We start from the raw sequence: 16,695 nt of genomic DNA on the forward strand, positions 1-16,695 counted from the left end.
TAATACGACACAACCTTCTACGCTGGCTGGATTAAAGCATTGCCCCTGGATTTTCATGTTCTACGCCGTCATCACAACGGCGATAAATTAATCACGCCCGACCTGGCGGAAAACCAATAACCGGCCTGAGCATGAACCCACCTAACTTTAATTACTGATTAATCGTTACCGTCTTTTTATCACCATATTTACATTGCTTCGTCGGAATGCTGGCAATCATTTTATCAATCTCAGGCTGGGTGATATTTTTTGCGATTGAAAAGTTCACGACACCACCTGATCGATGATCGGGTGACGCATAGTTGCCATCCGGTAAATTATTGTCTGTACTGTATTCCAGCTGATACCAGCCTTCTACCGGTGATGTTGAAACATGGTCATATCCATTTGCGATGGGTACAGAAATACGAGGGTGGGATTCATCCTGATCCGTCAGCTTTTGCAGATTTTTATCTTTGAAGAACAGTCTGTAGCGTTTTTTATCTGTAGGATAAGCGGTAATTATCGGACCACTGCTATGTTCCTGACGAATACGCATGCTATTACTGTCATCCGGCGTAATGAAATAGAGCGTTGGCATACGCTCTGGGTCTTTCGTCACGTAACGTAAATTACGTACCGTCGCCATCTCTTTGATTTGTTTCAGGCAAATTTGCTGATCCGCACTCAGCGCTGCGTGCTCACCCTTTGAAATAGTATTATCTGTGGTTGGTTTAATAGGATCGATAGTTTTGTCTTCACTGGCACTATCATGATTATTTTCAGCGGCACCTATTTTTTTCCATGCTTTATAGTTACCGTGATTTTTTTCTGGATTTTCTGTCGTGCACCACTGTGACTGATAGACGCTCCCATTATAACTTACGGTGTCATTCTTGCAGTATTGGGTTCCGTTTTTCCATTCCTGATGACTGGCTGCCGTTGCACCTAATGTAATTGCCATGCATCCCATGAGTAATGAGAGCTTAAATTTTTTTGTTATTTTCATTTTATAACCATCCTTGCTAAGAAAGGGAATAGTATATTTTTAAAATACGGCAAGAATCCTCCACTTCCCGGAAGAAGAAATTCGTTTTCTGATTAAGTTATTTCTTTGTGGCGCGTAGAGAAGGAAGAAACGGGAGAATGGTGTCGCATTAAAGTGCCGTCACTGGATAAAGCGTTTTGTTGGCATAAACGCAACGTGAACAGAGGATGGTGTATGGACGAAATCTACCTTAAATCAGAGGAGATTAGCCATTGGTGGTTACGATCATCATCTCCGCACGCTGCGTCGTCGTTATGTCATCAGTCTGGACGAAGCGCGTGGACTGACTGCGCGCTCCTTTTCCCAGTTATGCGGCCACCTTACCGCGCGGTGGCTTTGTTTTCTGGGGTGAATTGACAGGTAGCGTGATGAGAGGCCTGATCAGCTATTACAGGAGCAGATTTGCGTCACGCCGGGTGTGTGCTGTTCCTTAAGCGAGCGCTATTATCATGCGTTGCACCGCTCCTGATGTTATCCGTTCGATGATCGTTATACCTGGGCAATTAAGCGTGCCGTGGCGATAGGCTGCGGACTGACCGGCCTGGCGCCAGGCCAGAATTACGGCGTGCCGTTGCGGCCCCAGACAGTGTAGCCGTGGCGCTCGGTCAGGCGTTCATAGTAGGTACGCACTGCCGAATAATCAGGATGATCCAGCGGCGTTTCAAACCAGCGGTTTACTGCAAGGCCAATGGGAATATCGGCGAGCGTAAAGTGATGACCGGCAACGAAGCGCCCGGTTTTTTCCAGCTGCTGATTGAGAATATTCATGGTGTGTGACCAGCCTTTACAAGCGGCGGCCAGCAGGCGCGGATCCTGATGTGCAGGTGAATGACGGACCAGCGACATAAACGCGTAGCGCCACGAGGTATTCAGCTCGGTAGATTGCCAGTCCATCCATTGATCAACGCGTGCGCGCGCCTGCGGTTGCGTCGGGTAAAGCCATTCGCCGCCGTAGGCATTGGACAAATAGCGCAGAATGGCGTTGGATTCCCATAGCACAAAGTCATTATCTTTAAGCACCGGGATCAACGCGTTAGGATTGAGAGCCATAAACTCCGGCGCATGCAGCGATTTAACGTCGTCGCCCCACTGCTCGCGTTCGTAATCCAGCTTCAGCTCATCACACAGCCACAAAACTTTGCGCACGTTTATTGAGGTGGTGCGCCCGAGAATTTTCAACATAGCCAGCTCTCATAGTGAAATGTTTAACTTATTCATAGCGCTGTTAACAGCGATAAGCAATCGCCAGACAGAAAAAGCCCGTTTCAAACCACAACCAGGAAGGAGAGACAATGAAGGTCGCGTTTAAGCAAGTGGATGTTTTTACCTCATCAGCGTTTAACGGTAACCCGCTGGCGGTGATTATGGATGCGCAGGGATTGAGTGACGAACAGCTGGCTGCGATTGCACGCTGGACAAATTTGTCGGAAACCACCTTTGTGTTGCCACCGCAACATGCGCAGGCTGACTATCGCGTACGTATTTTTACCGTCGAAGGTGAATTACCGTTTGCGAGTCATCCCACTCTCGGCACCGCGCATGCGTTGCTGGAAGCCGGTTAAAACGCCGGGAAAAATTGTGCAGGAGTGCGGCGTGGGTAACGTCACAGTAAAAATTGCTGACGACGGTGCGCTGGCTTTTGCCGCGCCAGCCGCTACGCTGAAGCCATTTAGTGATGCCCTGATGAGCAGCGCACTTAACAGTGATGCGTTTGATCTTACGCAAACCGCGACCGTCGTGGATATGGGAATACGCTTTTTACTGATCCCGATGGTCAGTGCGGAGGCCGTTCTGGCGATTAAACCGAACGTCAGCGATCTTCAGCGTCTTCTTAAACATGCTGGCGTGAACGGCGTCATGCCGTTTGGACGTCTGCCAGAGGGTGAAGCGGAGCAGTATGAAGTACGTGGCCTGCTGGTTGAACATGGCAGCCTGACCGAAGATCCCATCACCGGTAGCGCTAACGCCTGCCTGGCTCGTTACTTTGCGGCTCAGGGCCAGACTGCCCGCTATTGCGCGCGTCAGGGCACGGCGATTCAACGCGAAGGCCGCATCCATGTCGATTTTGATGGCGACATCATCTGGGTTGGCGGCCATACCATGACGGTGATTGATGGCAATATTCAGCTATAAAAAAACGGGCGACAACATTGTCGCCCTCTGATCAGATTGCCTGCCCACCTGAGGCTTCAATGCGCTGGCCGGTGATCCACCCGGTTTCATCGCTCAACAAGGCGGTGACAGCATCGCCAATATCATCCGGCAAGCCAACCCGACCTAGTGCGGTTAATGAGGCGATGTGTTGATTCAGTTCTGGGTTATCACGAACCCGACCACCGCCGAAATCCGTTTCAATCGCGCCTGGGGCCAAAACGTTAACGCGGATACCGCGCTCGCCTAACTCTTTCGCCTGATAGCGCGTTAAGACTTCCATTGCGCCTTTTATCGATCCGTAGGTGCCTGAACCCGGCAGGATAATGCGCGTCAGACCGCTGGAGATATTAAGAATGCGTCCCCCATCGGCTATCACGGGCAATAGCTTCTGGGTCAGGAAGAACGGACCTTTGAAATGTACATTAATCAGGCTGTCAAATTCCTCTTCGCTGGTTTCCGCAAGCGGTTTGTAATGGCCAGTACCGGCGTTGTTCACTAAATAGTCAAAGTGTTCTCGCTGCCAGCGATTTTGCAATTCGTTCTGCACGGAAGCAACGAAGCCATCAAACTGCCGGGTATCGCTGACATCCAGCGCCACTGCGCGGCTTCCAAGCGCTTCAATCTCTTTCACCACCGCCTGCGCTTCTTCCGCCTGGCTGCGGTAGGTTAAAATAATATCTGTCTGCTTTGCGGCCAGTTTCAGGGCTGCATTCTTACCTAAACCGCGGCTTCCGCCGGTAATCAACGCTATTTTACGCTTCATGTTTCGCTCCTGTTGCAAAATTGAACACAATTTAAGGATATTCGCGAATAATTGATCTATAAACGCAGTTAAATACGCAGCACTGTTTCAGTTAAAACAACAATCGGTGAACAACATGGATAAAATTCACGCAATGCAGGTGTTCGTCCGGGTTGCCGAAATGGGCAGTTTTACCCGTGCTGCAGAAAGCTTAGGCCTTCCTAAAGGTAGCGTATCGCGGCAACTACAAGCGCTGGAAAATCAGATGGGCACCCGGCTGCTGCACCGCACGACGCGACGGGTGCAGCTCACCCAGGACGGGCTGGTTTATTACGATCGCTGCCTGGATTTGCTGTCAATAATCGAGGATATGGATAGTCTGTTTCAGCACGATCCCGCAACCTTAAGCGGCAAACTGCGGGTGGATATGTCAGTGGCAATGGCAACCGGTTTTGTTCTGCCGCGCTTGCCGGAATTCTTGCAGCACTATCCCGGTGTCGAAATAGAGCTCAGCAGCAGCGATCGCCAGGTTGATGTGGTTCGCGAAGGCTTTGACTGCGTTATTCGTGTAGGCGAGCTGAAAGATTCCGGTTTAATTGCCAGAAAAATCGGCACCCATAGCTTGATCAACTGCGCCAGCCCTGGTTACCTTTCGCGCTTTGGTATGCCGATCCGCCTGGAGGAGTTGTCACAGCATGCGATGGTGCATTACACCCAGCAACTGGGCCAGCCTTCGCCGGGGTTCGAGTATTACGATGGTAAGCAGTGCCATTTTGTCCAAACCGGTGGCGTGGTGACGGTAAACAGCACTGAAACCTATCGTGCCGCTTGTCTGGCAGGACTGGGCATTATTCAGGTGCCGGCGCTCGGAATTCGGAAATTACTGGAAACCGGCGAGCTGGTTGAGGTGCTGCATCATTTTCCCGCGAAACCCATGCCGATTCATCTGCTCTACCCGCATCGTCGCAATGTGGCGCGACGCGTGCGGGTATTTATGGAATGGCTGAGCCAGGTCCTGCAGGAGTACGTCACCTGACAGACTATAATTTGTTTTTGATCATTAACAGGATGATAAGCGTATATGACAGACAACCAGGAGAAACAACAGGAAACGCAGCCGGAGAAGCCGCTGATTGATATTAAAACCGGCCATAAATCAGTCGATGACTCAATTGCGCGCGTGTCGCGCTTTGCCGCCTGGTTGCAGGCTATTCCGGCGGTAGCGCATTTTATTCGCGCAATTGATCGCTTTAACGATCGTCTCGGCAGTCAGTTTGGCGCGGCCATTACTTACTTTTCGTTTTTGTCTCTGATCCCTATTTTAATGGTGTCTTTTGCGGCGGTTGGTTTTGTGCTGGCTTCAAACCAGGGGTTACTGACCGATGTGATCAATAAAATAGTGAGCAGCATTAGCGATCCGACTTTAGCCACCACCCTGAAAAACACCGTAAATACCGCCGTTCAACAACGTGCCACCGTAGGAATTACCGGCTTACTGCTGGCGCTTTATTCAGGGCTGAACTGGATGGGTAACCTGCGGGAAGCGATTCGCGCCCAGTCACGCGACGTTTGGGAACGTAAACCCGACGACAAAGAGAAAATCTGGAAACGCTATATTCGTGACTTTCTGTCGCTGACCGGTTTGATGTTGGCGCTGGTGATCGCCTTATCGCTGACGTCTGTTGCCGGTTCGGCACAGGCCAGTATCGTGAATGCACTGGGGCTGGGGGGCATAGAATGGCTTCGTCCGGCGCTGACCATCATCGCCACCTCCATTTCTGTCTTAGCCAATTATCTGCTGTTTCTGTGGATTTTCTGGATTCTGCCGCGCCACAAGCCACGTAAAAAGGCGCTGTTTCGTGGCACCTTGCTGGCGGCAATAGGTTTTGAAATTATTAAATTTGTCATGACGCTGACGTTGCCTAAACTGGCAAGTTCACCTTCTGGGGCAGCGTTTGGTTCAGTGCTCGGCCTGATGGCGTTTTTCTATTTCTTTGCACGTTTAACGCTGTTCTGCGCGGCGTGGATCGCGACTGCCCGCTATAAAGATGACCCGGTCGAGCAGCCAACCGACCGCACGTTGCGTAACGGATGATAACAAGGCATTAATAACAGCGGAAAATTTCCCCCTTCGGCTATTTTTAATAGCAAACAGCAGGATGAATAGCTGAGGGGTCACTTTTATTAAGCCATTTTGTAGAGCATCTCGCCAAATTTCGGCCTCTTCTCCCTGCCATAACCCGGCATTGGTTCAGACTCAAAGATTATCCACTTTTTCCTTGCTAAAGCCTGTCGTAGCGCGGCTTTTCGCCATTGAATGACGTCATTCAGGTGCGTAAGATTCTTGATCTCATTTACAAATAAGAAACAATTATGCAAGCCTCCATCTCAGAAATAATTGATAAGCAACATGAGCCAACGCCGGTCAATTCGCGTAGCAAAGTGGTCATTGCCTCGCTGGTCGGCACGGCCATCGAATTCTTCGATTTTTATATTTACGCCACCGCCGCCGTCATCATTTTTCCACATATCTTTTTCCCACAGGGTGATGCTACCGTCGCGACGCTACAATCACTGGCAACCTTTGCCATCGCCTTTGTGGCGCGTCCGATTGGTTCCGCGCTCTTTGGTCACTTCGGCGATCGCGTAGGACGTAAAGCCACATTGGTTGCGTCACTGCTAACCATGGGAATTTCTACCGTGGTGATCGGTCTGCTGCCGGGCTACGAATCGATTGGCGTGATGGCCCCCCTGTTGCTGGCGCTGGCACGTTTTGGTCAGGGTTTAGGATTAGGTGGCGAATGGGGCGACGCAGCGTTGCTGGCCACGGAAAATGCACCGGCCAGGAATACGCGCGCTTTATGGTTCGTTCCCTCAGTTGGGCGCACCGATTGGCTTCTTCTTCGCCAACGGTACATTTCTGCTGCTCTCCTGGCTGCTTACCGATCAGCAATTTATGGACTGGGGCTGGCGTGTACCCTTTATCCTTTCAGCAATATTAGTTTTGATCGGGCTGTATGTGCGCGTTTCGCTGCATGAAAGCCCGGTATTTGCCAAAGTGCAAAAAGAGAAGAAGCAGGTGCGCGTGCCAATTGCAGCGCTGTTGAGTAAGCATTTGACCGCGACGATCCTCGGCACCTTTATCATGCTCGCCACTTATACACTGTTTTATATTATGACCGTTTACTCAATGAGTTACGGTACGGCACCCGCCCCCGCTGGCCTCGGTTTCTCGCGCAACAGCTTCCTGTGGATGCTGATGGTCGCGGTAATTGGCTTCGGTGTTATGGTGCCAGTTGCGGGCCTGCTGGCGGATCGCTTTGGTCGCCGTAAAACCATGATCGTGATTACCTTGCTGATTATCGCGTTTTCGCTCATGTTCCCGGTGCTGCTGGGTTCAGGTTCACAGGCACTGGTGATGGGCTTTCTGCTGCTCGGCCTGAGCATTATGGGTTTGACCTTTGGCCCGATGGGCGCGCTGTTGCCGGAGCTGTTCCCGACGGAAGTGCGTTATACCGGCGCATCGTTCTCATATAATCTGTCGTCAATTTTAGGAGCGTCTGTTGCGCCATATATTGCGACCTGGCTGAACACCCATTACGGCCTACAGGCGGTGGGACTCTACCTGGCGTCAATGGCAGTGCTGACGTTGATCGCACTGATTGCCTGCAAAGAGACGCGCCATCAGACGCTGTATGAAGTGTAAAATCATGGATGATGCCATGGAAGCCCGGCTCAGGCCGGGTTTTTTACTGGCGCTGGACGCCATGAATCGGCAGAAGGGCCGCACTTCGCAGTGCCTGCAAATTGCTATAAAAAAACCCCGGCAAGCCGGGGTTTTTCTCTGCTGAAAATCGCGTCAGGCGAAATTAACCCGCGACAGCGATGCGCTTCATATCAGTCATGTAGCCACGCAGCTTACGCCCTACAGCTTCGATTGGATGCTGGCGAACCGCTTCGTTGACATCACGCAACTGCGCGTTATCCACTTGGGTACCTTCAACGGTTTTGCCCAGATCGCCCGGCTGTAATGTGGTCATGAACTCTTTCAGCAACGGAACCGCTGCAAAAGAGAACAGGTAGTTACCGTACTCCGCGGTATCAGAAATAACCACGTTCATCTCATACAGACGCTTACGTGCGATGGTGTTCGCAATCAGCGGCAGCTCATGCAGTGATTCGTAGTAAGCCGACTCTTCAACTATTCCCGCATCAACCATGGTTTCGAAAGCCAGCTCAACACCCGCTTTTACCATCGCGACCATTACCACGCCTTTGTCGTAGTAGTCCTGCTCTTCGATTTTACCGTCGTACTGAGAAGCCGTTTCAAATGCTGTTTTGCCGGTCTCTTCACGCCAGGTCAGCAAATTTTTATCGTCGTTCGCCCAGTCAGCCATCATACCGGAAGAAAATTCGCCAGAGATGATGTCATCCATGTGTTTCTGGAACAGCGGCGTCATAATGGTTTTCAGCTGTTCAGACAGCGCATAAGCGCGCAGTTTTGCCGGGTTAGACAGGCGATCCATCATCAGGGTGATACCACCAAACTTCAGCGATTCGGTGATGGTCTCCCAGCCGAACTGAATCAGTTTTTCAGCGTAAGAAGGATCGGTACCTTCAGCCACCAGCTTGTCGAAGCACAACAGTGAACCCGCTTGCAGCATGCCACACAGGATAGTTTGCTCACCCATTAAGTCAGATTTCACTTCGGCAACGAAGGAAGACTCCAGCACACCAGCGCGGTCGCCACCGGTTGCCGCAGCCCAGGCTTTAGCAATTGCCATACCTTCGCCTTTTGGATCGTTTTCTGGATGAACCGCGATAAGCGTAGGCACGCCGAAACCACGTTTGTACTCTTCACGCACTTCGGTGCCAGGACATTTTGGCGCAACCATGACGACAGTGATGTCTTTACGAATGGTTTCGCTCACTTCAACGATGTTAAAACCGTGCGAGTAACCCAGCGCTGCGCCATCTTTCATCAGCGGCTGCACAGCCTGAACAACGGTTGAGTGCTGTTTATCTGGCGTCAGGTTCACAACCAGATCGGCATGCGGAATCAGTTCTTCATAGGTGCCCACTTTGAAACCGTTATCGGTCGCTTTGCGCCAGGATGCACGTTTCTCGGCAATCGCTTCCGCACGTAACGCGTAGGCAATATCCAGACCAGAATCACGCATATTCAGACCCTGGTTCAGGCCCTGAGCACCACAGCCAACGATGACGACTTTTTTACCTTTCAGGAAGCTGGCACCGTCCGCGAACTCGTCACGCGCCATGAAACGACATTTGCCTAATTGCGCTAACTGATTGCGCAAATTCAGTGTATTGAAATAGTTAGCCATGGGTACTCCGGTGAGGTTGTGTTTACTGTCTTTGTTCAGGTTCAGGTTCAGCGATAAGGATAACGCCGCGAATGACCCCATCATATGACAGGAAATCTGTTGCTTAAATTGATATATTAACAATATCACATTGCAATATTTGCAATATCCACCTGAGGCGATGCGCGTATGGATTTACGAGACCTGAAACTGTTCCTTCATCTGGCCGAAAGCTGCCATTTTGGTCGCACTGCACGCGCCATGCACGTTAGACCGTCTACGCTCTCACGTCAGATTCAGCGCCTGGAAGAGGATGTCGGTCACGCTTTATTTATGCGTGATAACCGCACCGTAACGCTGACCGAAGCCGGTGAACGCCTGCGTCAGTTCGCTCAGCAGACCCTGCTGCAATATCAACAGTTGCGTCATGTGATGGATCTTAACGGTCCCTCGCTCAGTGGCGAGTTGCGTTTGTTCTGCTCAGTCACCGCAGCGTACAGCCATCTTCCCCCCATTCTTGACCGCTTTCGCGCTGAGCACCCGCAGGTGGAAATCAAGCTCAATACCGGTGATGCCGCCGATGCGGTGGAGAAGGTGCATACCGGCGATGCCGACCTGGCGATTGCCGGACGTCCCGAGACGTTGCCCGCCAGCATAGATTTTATGCCACTGGGGCTGATTCCACTGGTGCTGCTCGCGCCAGCGCTGCCCTGTGCGGTACATGCGCAAGTCACGCAGGTCACGCCAGTCTGGTCACAAATTCCGTTTATTCTGCCGGAGCAAGGGCCGGCACGCCGTCGAATTGATCTCTGGTTTCGTCGCCATCGCATTCCGAACCCGCTGATTTACGCCACCGTTTCCGGTCATGAGGCGATTGTATCGATGGTGGCGCTGGGTTGCGGCATTGCTTTGCTGCCTGAAGTGGTGCTGGAAAATAGCCCGGAGCCGGTACGCAATCGCGTGTTAATGCTGGATAATATCGAGTCGGTCGCGCCGTTCGAACTGGGTGTTTGCGTACAAAAAAAGCGGCTCGGCGAGCCGCTTATTAGCGCATTCTGGAGCCAGCTATGATTACTGTCCGGTAAGAAAGAAGCGAAACGCCGGATTATGGGTTTCGTCATGGAAGTCGTAACCCAAATCGGTAAGATGCTCTTCGAAACGGGGTTCAACATCGCCGAGTTCGAACGCCGCCAGCACACGACCATAATCCGTGCCGTGACTGCGATAATGGAACAGCGAAATATTCCAGTGCGTACCGAGCGTTTGCAGGAATTTCAGCAACGCGCCCGGCGCTTCCGGGAATTCAAAGCTGAACAGACGCTCACGCAGCGGTTTGGACGGACGTCCTCCCACCATATAGCGCACATGCAGCTTCGCCATTTCATCATCAGATAAATCAACAACCTGATAGCCGCCTTCGCTCAGTTGGCTGATGATTTCGCTGCGCTCTTCCAGTCCACGCGTTAAGCGCACACCGACAAAGATGCAGGCTTTATCAGCGTCAGCGTAGCGATAGTTAAACTCGGTAATCGACCGTCCACCCAGCGTCTGACAAAACTTCAGAAAGCTGCCCTGCTGCTCCGGAATGGTCACGGCTAATAGCGCTTCGCGCTGTTCGCCCAACTCGCAGCGCTCTGAAACGTAACGCAGACCGTGGAAGTTAACGTTAGCCCCAGATAATACGTGTGCCAGCCGTTCGCCTTTGAGGTTGTGCTGATGGATATACTTTTTCATTCCTGCCAGAGCCAGCGCGCCAGAAGGCTCAGCTACCGCACGCACATCCTCGAACAGATCTTTCATCGCCGCGCAAATCGCATCGCTGTCAACGGTGATGATGTCATCCAGGTATTCCTGACACAGACGGAAAGTTTCACAGCCGATGCGTTTAACCGCCACGCCTTCGGCAAACAGTCCAACCCGTGGCAGATCCACCGGCTGTCCGGCATCCAGCGCCGCTTTAAGGCAGGCGGAATCCTCTGACTCAACCGCAATCACTTTGATTTGTGGCATCAGCTGTTTGATTAGCACCGCCACGCCCGCCGCCAGACCGCCGCCGCCAACCGGCACAAATACGCGATCGAGATGGGCATCCTGTTGCAGCAGTTCCATCGCCAGCGTGCCCTGACCAGCGATTACCGCCGGGTGATCAAACGGTGGCACAAAGGTATAGCCCTGCTGCTGCGATAACTCAATGGCTTTGGCTTTCGCCTCGTCAAAGTTCGCCCCGAACAGGTAAGCCTCACCGCCAAATGCGCGCACTGCATCAACTTTGATCTCAGCTGTCGCCAGCGGCATGACAATCAGCGACTTAATGCCTAGTTTGCTGGCAGAGAGCGCTACGCCTTGTGCATGGTTACCGGCCGAAGCCGTTACCACGCCGCGCGCTTTTTGCTCCTGGTTGAGACCAGCGATCATCGCGTAAGCGCCACGCAGTTTAAAACTGTGCACTGGCTGGAGATCTTCGCGCTTCACCAAAACGGTGTTGCCGAGACGCGATGATGTTTTCTCCATTTTTTGCAGCGGCGTCACCTGCGCAACTTCATAAACAGGTGCGCGCAGCACGGCGCGCAAATACTCTGCACCGCAAGGCGCATCGGGTAGCGGTTGAGACTCAGCCATCGGTTAGCCTCCCAGCTTGCTCTTGTCGCGCACCGCGCCTTTGTCTGCACTGGTCGCGAGTGAAGCGTAAGCACGTAGCGCAAACGACACTTCACGCTCGCGATTTACTGGCGTGTAAGCGGCATCACCACGCGCTTCCTGCTCTTCACGACGCGCATGCAGTTCGTTGTCCGGCACTGCCAGTTTGATACCACGATTTGGAATATCAATCTCAATGGTGTCGCCATCTTTCACCAGCGCGATGGTGCCGCCATTGGCTGCTTCTGGCGAGGCGTGACCGATTGAAAGGCCCGAGGTTCCCCCCGAAAAACGACCATCGGTAATCAACGCGCAGCTTTTGCCGAGACCCATCGATTTCAGATAAGTTGTCGGATACAGCATTTCCTGCATGCCTGGTCCGCCTTTCGGTCCTTCGTAGCGGATCACCACCACGTCGCCCGCGACCACTTTGCCACCCAAAATCGCGGTTACCGCATCGTCCTGGCTTTCATAAACTTTGGCCGGGCCGCTAAAGGTAAGGGTTTCTTTATCCACGCCAGCCGTTTTCACGATGCAGCCATCTTCTGCAATGTTGCCGTACAGCACCGCTAAGCCGCCGTCTTGCGAGAAGGCAAATTCACGGGTGCGAATACAGCCATCCTGACGATCGTCATCCAGCGTGTCCCAGCGACACTCCTGGGAGAAAGCTTGCGTGGTTCGAATGCCTGCCGGGCCGGCGCGGAACATTTTCTTCACCGCCTCGTCCTGAGTCAGCATGATGTCGTACTGATCCAGCGTTTCACGCAGGCTCTGGCCCAGCACGTTGCGTACCTGGTTATCGAGCAAACCGGCGCGATCTAACTCGCCCAGAATACCGATAACGCCACCAGCGCGGTGCACGTCTTCCATATGATATTTCTGGGTGCTGGGTGCCACTTTACACAGGTGTGGAACCTGGCGTGACAGGCGGTCAATGTCGGAGATATTGAAGTCGATCTCGCCTTCCTGTGCCGCCGCCAGCAGGTGCAGAACGGTGTTAGTCGAGCCGCCCATGGCGATGTCCAGCGTCATCGCATTTTCGAACGCCGATTTACTGGCGATGCTACGCGGCAGCACGCTGTCATCGTCCTGCTCGTAGTATTTCTTCGCCAGTCCCACAATACGTTTGCCCGCGTTGATAAACAGGTCTTTGCGGTCTGCATGGGTTGCCAGCAATGAACCATTACCTGGCTGCGACAGGCCCAGCGCTTCGGTCAGGCAATTCATCGAGTTAGCGGTGAACATACCAGAACAGGAGCCACAGGTTGGACATGCAGAACGTTCGATCTGCTCGCTGTCGGCATCGCTGACGTTCGGGTTAGCACCCTGAATCATCGCATCCACCAGATCCAGCTTGATGATTTTGTCGGAGAGTTTGGTTTTACCGGCTTCCATCGGACCACCGGAAACAAAAATCACCGGAATATTCAGGCGCAATGAGGCCATCAACATGCCGGGAGTAATTTTGTCGCAATTGGAGATACAGACCATGGCATCAGCGCAGTGCGCATTGACCATGTATTCAACCGAATCCGCAATCAGCTCGCGTGAAGGCAGTGAATACAGCATGCCGCCATGTCCCATGGCAATACCGTCATCAACCGCGATGGTGTTGAACTCTTTGGCGACACCGCCCGCCGCTTCGATCTGCTCAGCGACCAGTTTACCCAGATCGCGTAGGTGGACGTGACCGGGTACAAATTGAGTGAATGAGTTGACCACGGCGATAATCGGCTTGCCGAAATCATCGTCGGTCATTCCTGTCGCGCGCCACAAGGCACGGGCACCCGCCATATTACGGCCATGGGTGGTAGTGGCGGAACGGTACTTAGGCATGCTCTATTTACTCCAGTAAGAAAAAGCTCGCGGACGTCGTTTGACGCCCGCGCAATATTTAATTATGCGTTGACCGGATCTAACCAGCCCCATTTGTCTTCAGTCTCGCCAGTAAACAGGCCAAAGAACGCCTGCTGAATGCGTGCGGTAACCGGACCACGTTTGCCTTCGCCAACCTGAATACCGTCTACGCTGCGAACCGGGGTGATTTCTGCTGCTGTGCCTGACATGAAGATTTCGTCGGCCAGATACAGCGATTCACGCGACAGCGTTTGCTCACGGACTTCAATCCCCATGTCGAGCGCCAGCTTGATGATTGCGTCACGCGTGATGCCCGGCAGCGCCGAAGAGGTGAACGGTGGCGTGAACAGAATGCCGTCTTTCACTTCGAACAGGTTTTCACCGGCGCCTTCTGAAATATACCCGTTGGTATCCAGCGCAATCCCTTCCTGATAACCGTGGCGGCGTGCTTCGCTGCCTACCAGCAGTGAGGGCAAGTAATTACCGCCCGCTTTTGCCGCCGTTGGCAACGTATTAGGTGCTACGCGGTTCCAGGAAGAGACCATGGCGTCGATGCCTTGCTCCAGCGCTTCGGCACCCAGGTAAGCGCCCCACGGGAACGCGGCAATGATCACATCGGTGCTGAAACCATCTGGCGGGTTCACGCCTAAGCCCACATCACCCACGAATGCCAGCGGACGGATATAGGCGCTTTTCAGATTATTGACGCGGATGACTTCGCGGCAGGCTTCCATCAGCTCGTCAACATTTGCCTTGATGGGGAAACGATAAATTTTGGCTGAGTCGTGCAGACGTTGCATATGTTCGCGATGGCGGAACACAACGGGTCCTTTGTGAGAGTCGTAGCAGCGCACGCCTTCAAATACTGAAGTGCCGTAGTGCAACGCGTGTGACATAACGCTGACCTTCGCGTCTTCCCACTTAACCATCTCGCCATTGAACCAAATAAAGTCTGCTTTCTTCGTACTCATTTTTTTATTCCTTTCGCGGCTATGCGCGGATTTGTTGTGTTGTTTGGTGTTGTATCTGGACGCACGCGACATCCATCAGTTTGCTTAACTGCGAAGACAGTAAATCGACTGAGCGCTGGCTGGCAACGGTCATTTCGATATTAACGTTATCGGCATTCGCCACTGATGCCATGTTCATGGAACACACCTGGAAACCACGGTGACGAACCACGCGTAAGATGCGCTCCAATATTTCAGGACGAAAGCGAGCTTCGATAGACAATTGATGCTGGATCATGCGGTTTTCTCCATCATGTTTGCGTTGCTGGCACCCGGTGGTACCAATGGCCAGACGTTTTCATGCTCATCAATCGCAACATGCAGGAAGTAAGGACCTTCGCTGTTCAGCAGAGCATCAAGTGCGGCGTCGACCTGTTCTTTTCGGGTGATACGCTGACCTGGGATGTTAAAGGCGCTGGCCAGCGTGAGGAAATCGGGGTTATCAGACAGATTTGTTTCACTATAGCGACCATCAAAAAATAGCTGCTGCCATTGACGCACCATGCCTAAACGCTGGTTATCCAGCAGCACGATTTTTACCGGCAGCTTGCCACGTTTGATCGTGCCCAACTCCTGAATATTCATCATGATTGAGCCGTCGCCCGAAACACAGATAACCGTGTCCTGGGGACGAGCAACCTGTGCGCCGATGGCCGCAGGTAAACCAAACCCCATCGTGCCCAGGCCGCTGGATGTGATGAAATTTTCAGGCGCACTGAAAGACATGTGCTGAGCCGCCCACATCTGATGCTGTCCAACATCTGTGGTAATGACGGCATTATCAGGTTTACGATCGGATAATTGCTTTAACAACAGCGGGGCATAAATTGCCTCACCCGGATGATCGTAACGCCAGCTATGCATCGCCTTAAGCGCTTTCACCTCTTCGCGCCAGGCCTCAATTTGCAGCGGCTGACTTAAAGCTGGCAATACGTGATTGAGATCGCCTTGCAGAGAAACATGCGCACGGCGCAGTTTGTTGAGTTCAGCCGGATCAACATCCAGATGAATCACATTAGCCAGTGGCGCAAAGGTATCCAGCTTGCCGGTCACGCGGTCATCAAAGCGCGCGCCAACGGCAATCAGTAAATCGCAGGACTGAACAGCAAAGTTGGCGGCTTTGGTTCCATGCATGCCCAGCATACCAAGGTAAACGTCGCTATCTTTATCGACGCTGCCTAAACCTTTCAGGGTCGCAACGGCTGGTATGCCGGTTTCTTGTGCCAGCGCACGCAGCGCCGGCACTGCCTGTGCCATGCCCACTCCACCGCCGATATACAGTATGGGTTTTTTTGCCTGCGCCATCAGCGTGCGTGATTCCTGAATGGCGTCATGTGGCAACGCTAACACTTCTTCAACCGGCAGTAGATGGGGCGCAGGCTCACCCTTAGCGATCTGAATATCTTTAGGAATATCTACTAACACCGGGCCAGGGCGGCCAGACTGGGCGATGGCGAACGCTTCTGCCATGACGGAAGGCAAATCATCAAGCGATTCAACAAGAAAGCTATGTTTGGTACAGGCTAAGGAAAGGCCCAACACATCAATTTCCTGAAAGGCGTCGGTTCCGATGAAAGCCGAAGAGACCTGACCGGTCAGCGCGACCACGGGAACAGAATCCATCATTGCGTCAGCAAGGCCGGTGATGAGGTTAGTGGCTCCTGGGCCAGACGTTGCGATGCACACGCCTGTTTTGCCGGTTGATCGCGCATAGCCAATGGCGGCCATCACGGCTCCCTGTTCATGCCTACACAGTAGGTGCTCCACGCCGCCATCATAGAGCGCATCATAGACCGGCATGATTGCGCCACCAGGATAGCCAAATACTGTATCAACTCCCTGCGCGCGTAAAGCCTGAACCACCCACTGTGCACCTGTCATCGCTATTCTCCTGTATCCTGCTGGGAACAACAGAATTTTATGCTACTGTTCATTGCTTGTTCC

At 52.7% G+C, this 16,695-nt stretch carries 12 protein-coding genes and 3 pseudogenes; 6 read left to right on the forward strand and 9 right to left on the reverse strand.

What is annotated here, in order from left to right; translation table 11 throughout:
* Positions 1 to 151 precede the first annotated feature (151 nt).
* The gene (locus H2P46_RS16825) at positions 152 to 988 is read right to left on the reverse strand and encodes a hypothetical protein (protein WP_193406064.1); all 837 of its coding nucleotides are present in this window, start codon (positions 986 to 988) and stop codon (positions 152 to 154) included.
* 244 nt (positions 989 to 1,232) lie between these two features.
* Between H2P46_RS16825 and H2P46_RS23055 the strand changes: the two are divergent.
* A pseudogene (locus H2P46_RS23055) lies at positions 1,233 to 1,619 on the forward strand (aminotransferase-like domain-containing protein); the annotation flags it as partial.
* On the opposite strand, the gene H2P46_RS16830 reads toward H2P46_RS23055, so the two are convergent.
* Positions 1,586 to 2,209, reverse strand: coding sequence for a glutathione S-transferase family protein (locus H2P46_RS16830; RefSeq protein ID WP_193406065.1), 624 nt, complete (start codon positions 2,207 to 2,209; stop codon positions 1,586 to 1,588). The pseudogene H2P46_RS23055 and the gene H2P46_RS16830 sit on opposite strands and share 34 nt — an antisense overlap.
* A 110-nt stretch (positions 2,210 to 2,319) precedes the next feature.
* Between H2P46_RS16830 and H2P46_RS16835 the strand changes: the two are divergent.
* A pseudogene (locus H2P46_RS16835) lies at positions 2,320 to 3,160 on the forward strand (PhzF family phenazine biosynthesis protein).
* Positions 3,161 to 3,191: 31 nt separating this feature from the next.
* Here H2P46_RS16835 and H2P46_RS16840 read toward each other — a convergent pair.
* Positions 3,192 to 3,944 (reverse strand): SDR family NAD(P)-dependent oxidoreductase, encoded by a 753-nt coding sequence (locus H2P46_RS16840; RefSeq protein ID WP_193406066.1) that lies wholly within the window; start codon positions 3,942 to 3,944, stop codon positions 3,192 to 3,194.
* A 115-nt stretch (positions 3,945 to 4,059) separates the two neighbouring features.
* Between H2P46_RS16840 and H2P46_RS16845 the strand changes: the two genes are divergently transcribed.
* From H2P46_RS16845 to H2P46_RS16855, 3 genes and pseudogenes are all read left to right on the forward strand, one after another.
* Positions 4,060 to 4,959: a LysR family transcriptional regulator gene (locus tag H2P46_RS16845; protein WP_193406067.1), complete on the forward strand. Its 900-nt coding sequence runs from the start codon at positions 4,060 to 4,062 to the stop codon at positions 4,957 to 4,959.
* Positions 4,960 to 5,004: 45 nt separating this feature from the next.
* Complete coding sequence (gene yhjD, locus H2P46_RS16850; protein ID WP_193406068.1) at positions 5,005 to 6,018, forward strand: inner membrane protein YhjD; 1,014 nt, start codon at positions 5,005 to 5,007, stop codon at positions 6,016 to 6,018.
* A gap of 278 nt (positions 6,019 to 6,296) precedes the next feature.
* Positions 6,297 to 7,629: pseudogene (locus H2P46_RS16855) on the forward strand (MFS transporter).
* A gap of 163 nt (positions 7,630 to 7,792) precedes the next feature.
* Here H2P46_RS16855 and ilvC read toward each other — a convergent pair.
* Entirely contained in the window at positions 7,793 to 9,268 is a 1,476-nt protein-coding gene (gene ilvC, locus H2P46_RS16860; RefSeq protein ID WP_193406069.1) for a ketol-acid reductoisomerase, read from the reverse strand.
* A 168-nt stretch (positions 9,269 to 9,436) separates the two neighbouring features.
* Here ilvC and ilvY point away from each other — a divergent pair, with 168 nt between their 5' ends.
* Complete coding sequence (ilvY, locus tag H2P46_RS16865; RefSeq protein ID WP_193406070.1) at positions 9,437 to 10,318, forward strand: HTH-type transcriptional activator IlvY; 882 nt, start codon at positions 9,437 to 9,439, stop codon at positions 10,316 to 10,318.
* On the opposite strand, the gene ilvA is transcribed toward ilvY, so the two are convergent.
* From ilvA to ilvG, 5 genes are all read right to left on the reverse strand, one after another.
* On the reverse strand, positions 10,319 to 11,866 hold the full coding sequence (gene ilvA, locus H2P46_RS16870) for a threonine ammonia-lyase, biosynthetic (protein WP_193406071.1): 1,548 nt from the start codon (positions 11,864 to 11,866) through the stop codon (positions 10,319 to 10,321).
* A gap of 3 nt (positions 11,867 to 11,869) precedes the next feature.
* Positions 11,870 to 13,720 (reverse strand): dihydroxy-acid dehydratase, encoded by a 1,851-nt coding sequence (gene ilvD / locus H2P46_RS16875; protein ID WP_193406072.1) that lies wholly within the window; start codon positions 13,718 to 13,720, stop codon positions 11,870 to 11,872.
* Between the two features lie 62 nt (positions 13,721 to 13,782).
* Entirely contained in the window at positions 13,783 to 14,712 is a 930-nt protein-coding gene (locus H2P46_RS16880) for a branched-chain amino acid transaminase (RefSeq protein WP_193406073.1), read from the reverse strand.
* Positions 14,713 to 14,731: 19 nt separating this feature from the next.
* Positions 14,732 to 14,989 (reverse strand): acetolactate synthase 2 small subunit, encoded by a 258-nt coding sequence (ilvM, locus tag H2P46_RS16885; protein WP_193406074.1) that lies wholly within the window; start codon positions 14,987 to 14,989, stop codon positions 14,732 to 14,734.
* On the reverse strand, positions 14,986 to 16,632 hold the full coding sequence (ilvG, locus tag H2P46_RS16890; protein ID WP_193406075.1) for an acetolactate synthase 2 catalytic subunit: 1,647 nt from the start codon (positions 16,630 to 16,632) through the stop codon (positions 14,986 to 14,988). The genes ilvM and ilvG overlap by 4 nt, the downstream gene beginning before the upstream one ends.
* Between the last annotated feature and the right edge of the window lie 63 nt (positions 16,633 to 16,695).

Origin of the sequence: Mixta mediterraneensis (genome assembly GCF_014946725.1) — a bacterium.
GTDB classification, from domain to species: domain Bacteria; phylum Pseudomonadota; class Gammaproteobacteria; order Enterobacterales; family Enterobacteriaceae; genus Pantoea; species Pantoea mediterraneensis.